We start from the raw sequence: 8,929 nt of genomic DNA, 5'->3' as shown, positions 1-8,929 counted from the left end.
TGCTTCGCGTGTTGCGCTGCTTGTTGCCGGGCAGGAACGTGGTCGGGATCGGCTGGCTGATGCGCTCACGCAGGGCGATCTCAGCGCTGACCTCTCTACCGTCATCACGGAGAAGCGTCGCCAGTTGTGCCGTTTCGGCGTCCGACGCGGTGTCGCGGGAATCAGCCTTCTGGAACGGCAACGACAGCGTGAAGTTGCCCTCGTGTTCGGGCGCGGCGTCGGAGTCGCCGCCCTCGATGAGAGCTCGCTCGGCGTCGTTGGCCTTCATGCGTCTATCCCCTCGGCAGGCCAGCTCCTCGCTGCCGCCGAATGTCACCATATCGCTAAGGCAGCCGCTCACCCCCGGTTCGCCCCGGATTGGGGCAAGGCACCTGGCTCAGTTTCCCGGTCGTTCGTTTCTTCGACGAGCACGGGACCCGCGCGACCGGGAAAGGAGACACTGGAAGCATGCAGAACTCTGAGACAGTGTCGGCTCGGCGGTCCACGATCGACGAATGGACCGAAGCGCTGGCCGAATCCACAGGCTCCCCTGGCGGCGGCGCCGCCTCAGGTGTGATGCTCGCCATCGCCTACGGGCTGACCTCGATGGTCGCCGGCTACACGCAGCTGGATGGTGACCTTGCACGCGAGTGCGCCGAACTCCGCGAACGCGCACGAGCCGGGCGTGAGACAGCGCTTCGGCTGGCCGATCAGGATGCCGCGGCGTCAGGGTCCTTCGGCAGCGCGTTCCGCCTGGAGCGCGGCAAGCAGCGTGAGGATGCCATCCGGGACGCCTCGGTCGAGGCAGCACGCGCCTCAGCCGCCTTGGGCAAACAGGGAACAGATGTCGTCTCCGACCTGGAATGGCTGGCGCGGCACGGAAACCCAGCGCTCATCGCCGACGTCGCGGTTGCGTGCGGGGCGCTTCGAGCTGCGATCGCCGGCGCCCGGACCAACATCAGCTTCGATCTGGGGTCGCTCACCTCGAGTGGCGAGTCGCTCTCGGACGTGCGAAAACGGCATCCGGTGCTCTGGGAGACGGTCGAGGAGCTTGATGCCGTTCTGGCGCGGATCGACCGATTGTCAGATGAAATGGAAGGACACGCCACCCCCACAACGTAGGTGTGTTATTCCTCACCTTTGCCGTGATATATCTGGACTCAGGGGGTAGTCGACGAGGGGCCGACAGGTTTCAACGAACGCCTTCACTATTGAGAGGCGTCATCATGACCCGGTCCCCTATGTTCACTCGTTGGACAGCGGCATCCGCCGCGCTGGCTGCCACCTGTCTCCTGCTGGTCTCAGCGGCACCCGCGACTGCTGCCACCGTTCTTGAGGGCCCGGTCGGCCTGGGTACGGCGGCGGGCTTCGGCGTGCTGAGCGCATCAACCGTAACCAACACCGGGTCCAGCGTCATCACCGGTGACGTCGGGGTCAGCCCCGGAACGGCCATCGAGGGGTTCCCACCCGGGATCATCGATGGTGTGCAGCACTCAGCCGACGCCGAAGCGGCGCAGGCGCAAAGCGACCTGACCACTGCCTACAACGTCGCCGCGAGCCTGACCCCAACGCAGACGGGACTCGGTGAACTCACCGGCCTCTCCCTCACACCCGGCGTCTACTCGGGCGGCGAACTGTCGCTCAACGGTGAACTCACGCTTGACGGTTCCGCTGAATCGGTCTGGGTTTTCCAGGCCGCAAGCACCCTGACGGCCGGATCCGGCGCTTCAATCAACCTGATCAATGGCGCCAGCGCCTGCAACGTGTTCTGGCAGGTCGGCAGCTCCGCCACGTTAGGAAGCGCCTCACGATTCGTCGGATCCGTCATGGCCAAGGCATCCATCACGGCGGTCACCGGCGCGACCGTCACGGGCCGCCTGCTCGCAGAGACCGGCGCAGTCACACTGGACTCGAACGTCATCACCGCCCCCACCGGATGCGATGCGGGCAGCACCGACGTATCGACCAGTCCCACAATCACCTCAGGTACTCCGACGGCGGCCACGGTGGGTGCGCCGTATTCGTTCACCGTGACAGCCACCGGCACACCCGCCGCGACCTTCGCGGTCACGTCGGGAGCGCTCCCCGCCGGACTCGCGCTGGACAGCACCACCGGGGAGATCACCGGCGTTCCGACGACGGTTGGGGATAGCACGTTCACGATCACCGCCAGCAACGGGACGGCACCGGATGCGACGGCCAGCTACCCGCTGACGGTGGCCGCTGCGGCGGTTGTCGCGCCTCCGACCGTGCCGTCGGCCGCTCCGCTGGTTCCTGCTGTGCCGGTCGTTCCGTCAGCGGACACCGCCGACAAGTACGAGCTCGCCGCGACCGGCGCCGAGCCGAACCTCACGTTGCTCCCCGTCGGCGCGTTCCTTCTGCTTGGCGGCCTCGCCGCCCTCCTACGGCGTCGGCACCTGGCGCGCTCGGCGTAGCGGAACAGGTGCAAGCGGGGTGCATGACACTACGCCCGCAGCCGATTTGCGAGTAGCCCCCGTCGCAGCGGGATGCGGCCTGCGCCGCCCGCGAACCAGTCGAGGACCCGCAGCGCACGGAGAGTGAGCCAGCGGCGCGGCTGCCCCTCCTTCTCCGACGGTGCCTACATCACGGTGTAACGGGCTCATCGTTCGAAACGGGCACCAGCTGGCGGCATCCGGTGCCCGTTCACGCAAACGGTCGAGCGCGTGACCGACCGGCGCTCAGCCGGAGGCCGCGCATCCGCACGACTCGCGGAGCACAAGGCTGACAGGCAGCACCGTGGCCGGCTCGTGCCGTCCGTCGCTGTCAGCGAACCGGGCAAGCGCACGAGTGGCCGCCAGACGGCCGAGCTCGACCGGGTCTTGTCGGACGACGGTGACGGGTGGGCTCAACTGGTCGGCCATCTGGAAGTCGCCGAAGCCGACGAGTGCGACGTTGCGACCCCGTAAGGCGGGGATGAGGTCCATCGTCACTCGAGCGTTCGACGAGAACACGGCCGTCGGCGGTTCCGGATCACGCCACAGACGGTCGACCTCTGCTGCCGCCCTCTGCCGCCCGTTCGCCTCCTCCGCCACCAGATGCTCGTCGAACGAGACGCCCTTGTCGGCGAGGGCTGCCCGGTAGCCCTCCAGCCGGCGGCGGGTGCTTGGGGGGTGAGTGGTGTCAGCGACGAACCCGATCCTTGTGTGTCCGTGGCCCAGCAGATGGTCGGTCGCGAGGTACGCGCCCAGGCGGTCATCCTCGACGAGAGTGTCGGCTCCGAGCCCGACCGGGGCCCTGTCGACGAAGACAATCGGTGTGTGCTCTGCCCATTGACTCAGCCAGGACTGGTCCTCGGAGACCGGCGCAAGGATGAGCCCTCTCAATTGGCTGCGAAGCAGCGATTCGAGCACCGGGCGCTCGCGCGCTGGGTCGTCACCGATGCTCGTGACAAGGGTTGTGATCCCGGTCAGCGAGCAGACGCTTTCCACTGCGCGCACGACCGATGCGAAGAACGGATCGACCAAGTCCGGGACGGCCACCCCGATCGAGGACGAGCGCCCGGCACGGAACGTCCTGGCGAGAACATTGGGAACGTAATTCAGTTCTCGCATGGCGTCCTCGACCCTGCTGCGTGTCCCGGGAAGGACGTGCGGGTCCTCGTTGAAAACACGCGACACCGTCTTCGGGCTCACGCCCGCTCGCAGCGCAACATCCTGCATCGTCGCCACGCGCGCCTCCTCGGCCCTGTTTCAGGCCGACTGGTAGTCGGCCGGTGTCATGCACGACCGCTCAGTGCGGCATCGATGACCTGTTCGAGTTCGTGCAACCGCGGTAGCGCGCGAGTGGTGAGAAGTTCACGGCGGATCGCGGAGGATACGGACAGACTATCCTTCCACAGCGAACGCCCGGCCATCGCGCCACTGGCACCGTTCTCCACTGCGGTGCGAACCTGCCCAACGAACGTCTCGTGATCGACGCCCGCCGAGAGCACCGCCCACGGCACGCCGGCAGCCGCCTCGGTCACGGCCACGCACGCCTCGGGGGAGCCCGGGTACTGCAGCTTCAAGACCTTAGCGCCGGCGGCAACACAGACCTCCGCCGCGCCCCGCACCAGTTCGGGGAAAATGGCGCGGTAGTCCTCGTCCGACTCACCATCGAGCTGATAGGCGAGGATCTCAACGATGAGAAGCACTCCCTCTTCGTCGCACGCTGCCGCAAGGCGCTGAATCTCGTCGATCACGACGCCCTCAGCTTCCCGCTGATCCGGGCGAAGGTAGAACAGCATCTTCGCAGCGTCGCCGCCGAGGTCGCGGACCTTGCGCGCTGACATCCCCTCGACATAACGGGTCCGGCGAAGCCCTCCGTCGACGTCGAAGCCGGACGCGTCCATGCCGACGACGAGACCGGTGTTCCGAGAGATGGTGGCGTCGTCGACCACGAGCGGAAGGGCAACCTCTGGGTCGAGAAGGATCGCTGGAGCCTCATTGCCGAGGTAACGCAGCAGGTCGGCCTTGGCACAAGCGAGTTCGTCCGTGCTGATCGACGACGCACCGTCAGGGGCGTCGGTCATGACGGCCTTCATCCCGTTGCGTTGGTCAGCCGCCACGATGAGCATGCCGCCTCCCGGCGTGCTGATGCTCGCCATGGCACGGCGTTCGGAAGTGGTCAGGGTGTTCATGAAGTTCTCCTGTGCTGGGGATGGGATGGTGCGGGCTGGAAGGCTGAGTGCGGGATCGGCGGTCGGGCTGACGGGAGTGTCCGGCGCCGCGACGAGTGGTGAGACGAGGCGCTGCGCGAACAGGGATGCGCCGTATGCCGTGTCCTGGGAGCGGTCAGAGACCCGCACGTCCGGGAGAATCTCCGACCGGGCGCGAATCACCGAACGCATGGCTGCCCAGCCGCCGGTCACCAGGCTTGAACAGGCGGGAGGAAGCTCGCGATCCATCGCGTCGATGAGCATCTGGATCTCGTCGTTGCCGTGGCGTAGAACAGCGTTGAAGATTTCGGCGGGACCGGCTCCGTCTCCTCGGATCGTCAGCCGGAGAACTCCGTCATCGTTCCGCGCACCAGTCACCTCGATGTCACCCACCGGCAGGGTGCCATCCAGCGGCATGTCCAGGATCTGCCGGTCGAGCCGGTCCCTGCCCACTCGGTCGGTTATCCCCTGCAACTGGAGGGTCCGGCGCATGAGCAGCCCTGTCTTCACCCCAGCAACGAGCACCCAGGTGTCAGGTACGACGTGACGGACACAGTTGATGAACCGGTCGGCGAGTCGTTCGCGGGCCGCGAAGGAGAGGGGTCGGTCGAGGACGCGGAGAAGGACCTCCGCGGTCCCCATTGAGACGTGGTACCGGTCGGCGGGGAAGTCGCCGGTCGACACCGCGGAGACGAGGTGATCGTGACCGGCGACCGTCAGCCGTGCTCCACGGAAGACGCCGGGCAGCCATCCGACGTCGGCGTCACCGAGAGGTGTGCCCGCGTCGGTCAGCGGCGGGAGAAAATCCCGGGTCACTCCGAGGTAGTCGAGGAGCTCTGGCCACGGCGCGCCGGTGTCCTGGTCGATGAGCCCGGTTCGGGATGCGAGCGAATACTCCGCCGCTTGCCTCCCGCCGAGTGCCGCGACGACATATTCGGGAAGGTTGAGCCACCGGGTGCCGACAAGATCAAGGCCCTGGTCACGCAAGTGGAGGATCTTGACGACCGACACCTGCACGCCGAGCGGCATCCCGGTGCGGCCTGCGAACTGCTTCCGCAACGTGTCTGGGAGCGCGAGCACCTGCTCCGCACCGCGCGGATCGAACCATGCGATCGCCGGGGCCACGGCGACACCGGCGTCGTCGACGAGAATGCCGGACTCCCCCATCCCGGAGACACCTATTGCGCACACCCGGGAACCGTCCCCGAGAAGTCCGATCAGCTGCTCGGCCGCCGACTCCAACAGGGCCCGGACGGTGCCGGTCAGAGCTTCGGCGGTCATCACGGTTGTGCCGTTCGGGCCGGGCTGCCATGGCGTCGGAAGCTGGCGCACCAGCACTTCAGCCCCTGAGCCGTCCGCGACGAGGATCTTGATGCCGGTGCTTCCCAAATCCAGGCCGGCGACGAGCGTGTTGTCCAAGGCGAGACTCCGTTCCGTATCCGGCGACTGCGCCGGCGACGATCCTCATGACATCGATGTCATGAGGTCGAGCATAGCTCACATGACATCGATGTCATAGTGCTGATTTGTCGCCCAATCACCGCTCTCTCACGGCCCGTTCGCGCTCAGTCGCCGAAGCTGAGTACCAGCTCGACAACGAAGGACTCCCCTGGGCCGAGGAGCCGCCCCACCTTGCCCTCGTCCGGCCCGTCGACATGGCTGGGCCAGCACGTCCCCGGTTCGATTCCGAGAGCGTAGGAGCCGGAGGTTCCGCTGCGCCAGACGGTCAGGTACGGGAGCTGATCCGGCCGGAAGCGGACGGTCAGCGATCCGGAATCCCCGGCAATCGTCGCGTGGCTCCAGCCGTCAGGATCCGGGATGGCAACGAGCGCGTTCACACGCTCGGGCACATCGGGCTCGGGGTCGCCGAGCTGGCGCGACCACCCAGATGCTTCGGTTGCTCCCGGCTCGCTCGCATCGGCGGATACAGACGCCCCAGCATGAAGCATCGGCCAGCCGATATTGATGTGGTACAGAATCCTGACCCGGTCAGGCACGAACCCCTCATTGCGGATGACGTCGGAGATGTGGATCTCGCTGACACCGTGCCTGGCGCGGATCGTCCGATCCACGGTGAGATTCGGTTCGAACACGGCACCCTCTCGCAGGGTGCCGCGAACGACGAGCTCGTATTCCCCGCCGTGGGTCCAGGAGCCGTCCTGCCGGGTGACGGAGGCGGGGATGAGGTGAGCGCGTCCGTGCATCCCGCCGTCTTCCGGCGCCGCCCGCCCCACAGCACTCAACCCGCAGGTCGTGAGCAGGCCGCCCTGCCAACGGCGGCCCCAGTTCTCGGCACGCACCGATGTGGATGGCGGAACGAAAGAGACCGGCCGGCCACGCCATGCCGCTTCGCCGAGGTCCAGGAACTGGTCCGGCTCGATGGTCACATCCAGTCCGCCCAGGTAGCGCAGCTCGATCTGCCGCCGCCCGGCACCCACTCCGTTCTCACTCCGCACCGTCCGCGGCGCCCAGACTCGCTCGACAGCGCCGATGCGCGCTTCGAGGAAGCGTCGCCGCTCTGCGCCGCCGAGCCCTTCGCGAATGTTCTCTTGATCGGTCAACGCCATACTCCCTTGTCAGCAGAGCCGCCCTCAGAGGGCCGTGTAGCCGCCATCGATGACGATGCTCTGTCCGGTCAGATAGGAGGAGGATTCCGAGGCAAGGTAGGTCACCAGGCCGTGCAGGTCCTCCGGTTCACCCATACGCCCCATCGGAATGTCACTGATCCACTGTTGCGCGAGTTCCGGATTCGCTTCGGTGAACTGGCGGGTCATGTCGGAGAGGAAGTACCCGGGAGCGATCGCATTCACGCGGATGCCTGATCCCGCCCACTCGACGGCGAGCGACGTTGCAAGGTGGCTGACGGCAGCTTTGGAGGAGTTGTATGAAGCCTGGAACTGCGGGGAATTCACGATGAATGCGGACATCGAGGAGACGAAGATCGCTGAAGCGGGTTCCCCAGCCGCCAACGCGCGTCGGGCGAACGCCTGTGCGGTGAAGAACGTGCCGTCCAGGTTCACGGCCATCACCTTCCGCCAGGTCGCGGCCTGCACGTCCACGCTGTCTCCCCAGACGGTGATGCCTGCCGCGGTGATTAGAACCGAAGCCGTCCCCAGCTCCGTCTCCGCTTCGGTGAAGACCGTCTCAATCGCGTGGGGGTCGGTGACGTCGACGACCCAGCCGCGCGCATCGACCCCGTATTCGGAGGCGAGCCGTTTCGCGGATGCCTCCACCGAAGGAAGCAGGTCGAGAAGCGCTACCCGCACGCCGCTGCGAGCAAGCGCGGTCGCCAGCGAGTACCCCAATCCGCGTGCACCTCCGGTGATGACGGCGGTCCTGCCGTTCAGGTCTTCGAACATCTTCGTTTCCTCATGATCGTGGGGTCGTGTCGGCGGGTGTGCGCGAGCAGGTTCTGCCCGGTCAGATCTCCTGGTCCGTCGGCAGGATCACGAGATCCCGGATCGTGACATGGGCGGGCCGCGTCAGCATGAAGAGAACCGCTTCGGCGACGTCCTCCGACCGGATGCCGGTGCGATCGCCGACGTGCGCATGCACCTCGTCGGCGGACTCAGAGAATCCCCACAACTCGTTGAGGACGACACCCGGCGCTACGGCGCCGACTCGGACTCCGGTTCCTACCAGCTGCCGCCGGGTGGTGTGGACGAATGCCTGCACCGCGTGCTTCGTGGCCGAGTAGACGGGCTCCCAGGAGATGGCCTGATGCCCGGAGACAGAACTCGTCACGATGACGTCCCCCGCGCCGGATTCCACGAGATGCGGAATGGCGGCGCGAAGAGTCGCCATGACACCGAACACGTTCACCGACACCATCTCCTGAACGGCATCCGCAGCGATTTCCTCGACACCGCCGCCCGCGTACAGTCCGGCGTTCGCGATGACGATGTCCAGGCGCCCGAACTCCACCAAGGCGCGGCGCACCGCCTCCTCCGAGGTCTCGGCGAGCGCGATGTCTCCAGCCAGAAGAACGGCTGGCGAGGGCAACGACTCGGCCACCTCGGTCAGGCGCCCGGTCGAGCGCCCGACGAGCACGAGCCGGACCCCCTCGGCTGACAACGCCTTGGCGTACGCGCGACCGATACCGGAACTCGCTCCGGTGACCACCGCGACCTTGCCTTGAAGAACGGTCATGCTGGTGCCTTTTCCCGCGTGGCATCTGACATCACGACGCGGCCACTGGACGCACCGGAATCGACCGCAGCGTAGATCCGGGCGGACATCGCACCTCCTCGTGCTGGATGTTATTCCATGTGAAAGCTAGCATTCACTCACACC

8 protein-coding genes are annotated in these 8,929 nt (G+C 66.6%); 2 read left to right on the top strand and 6 right to left on the bottom strand.

The genetic code is table 11. The features are described from left to right. Window positions 1-268, bottom strand: a 268-nt coding sequence (locus JWP90_RS01795) for a hypothetical protein (protein WP_297358975.1), incomplete at its 3' end; no start/stop codon positions are given. A 179-nt stretch (window positions 269-447) separates the two neighbouring features. Between JWP90_RS01795 and JWP90_RS01790 the strand changes: the two genes are divergently transcribed. After that, entirely contained in the window at window positions 448-1,101 is a 654-nt protein-coding gene (locus tag JWP90_RS01790) for a cyclodeaminase/cyclohydrolase family protein (protein ID WP_297358973.1), read from the top strand. A gap of 104 nt (window positions 1,102-1,205) precedes the next feature. Beyond that, window positions 1,206-2,414: an ice-binding family protein gene (locus JWP90_RS01785; RefSeq protein WP_297358971.1), complete on the top strand. Its 1,209-nt coding sequence runs from the start codon at window positions 1,206-1,208 to the stop codon at window positions 2,412-2,414. A gap of 264 nt (window positions 2,415-2,678) precedes the next feature. Here JWP90_RS01785 and JWP90_RS01780 read toward each other — a convergent pair whose 3' ends face one another. The 5 genes from JWP90_RS01780 to JWP90_RS01760 form a co-directional block, all read right to left on the bottom strand. Further along, window positions 2,679-3,659 (bottom strand): LacI family DNA-binding transcriptional regulator, encoded by a 981-nt coding sequence (locus JWP90_RS01780; protein WP_297358976.1) that lies wholly within the window; start codon window positions 3,657-3,659, stop codon window positions 2,679-2,681. Between the two features lie 56 nt (window positions 3,660-3,715). Beyond that, a complete protein-coding gene (locus tag JWP90_RS01775) occupies window positions 3,716-6,055 on the bottom strand; it encodes an FGGY family carbohydrate kinase (RefSeq protein WP_297358969.1) in 2,340 nt (779 codons plus the stop codon). Window positions 6,056-6,201: 146 nt separating this feature from the next. Further along, on the bottom strand, window positions 6,202-7,197 hold the full coding sequence (locus JWP90_RS01770; protein WP_297358967.1) for a DUF4432 family protein: 996 nt from the start codon (window positions 7,195-7,197) through the stop codon (window positions 6,202-6,204). Window positions 7,198-7,227: 30 nt separating this feature from the next. Continuing rightward, window positions 7,228-7,995: an SDR family oxidoreductase gene (locus JWP90_RS01765; protein ID WP_297358965.1), complete on the bottom strand. Its 768-nt coding sequence runs from the start codon at window positions 7,993-7,995 to the stop codon at window positions 7,228-7,230. A 61-nt stretch (window positions 7,996-8,056) separates the two neighbouring features. Further along, window positions 8,057-8,785, bottom strand: coding sequence for an SDR family oxidoreductase (locus tag JWP90_RS01760; RefSeq protein WP_297358963.1), 729 nt, complete (start codon window positions 8,783-8,785; stop codon window positions 8,057-8,059). Between the last annotated feature and the right edge of the window lie 144 nt (window positions 8,786-8,929).

It is taken from the genome of Mycetocola sp. (genome assembly GCF_025464835.1).
Taxonomy (GTDB): Bacteria; Actinomycetota; Actinomycetes; order Actinomycetales; family Microbacteriaceae; genus Mycetocola_A.
This window is presented reverse-complemented; position numbering and strand designations above follow the sequence as displayed.

Coding starts and splice junctions, on each gene's coding strand:
- JWP90_RS01785 (WP_297358971.1), top strand. CDS start 1,206: ATGACCCGGTCCCCTATGTTCACTCGTTGGACAGCGGCATCCGCCGCG.
- JWP90_RS01760 (WP_297358963.1), bottom strand. CDS start 8,785: ATGACCGTTCTTCAAGGCAAGGTCGCGGTGGTCACCGGAGCGAGTTCC.
- JWP90_RS01790 (WP_297358973.1), top strand. CDS start 448: ATGCAGAACTCTGAGACAGTGTCGGCTCGGCGGTCCACGATCGACGAA.
- JWP90_RS01780 (WP_297358976.1), bottom strand. CDS start 3,659: ATGCAGGATGTTGCGCTGCGAGCGGGCGTGAGCCCGAAGACGGTGTCG.
- JWP90_RS01765 (WP_297358965.1), bottom strand. CDS start 7,995: ATGTTCGAAGACCTGAACGGCAGGACCGCCGTCATCACCGGAGGTGCA.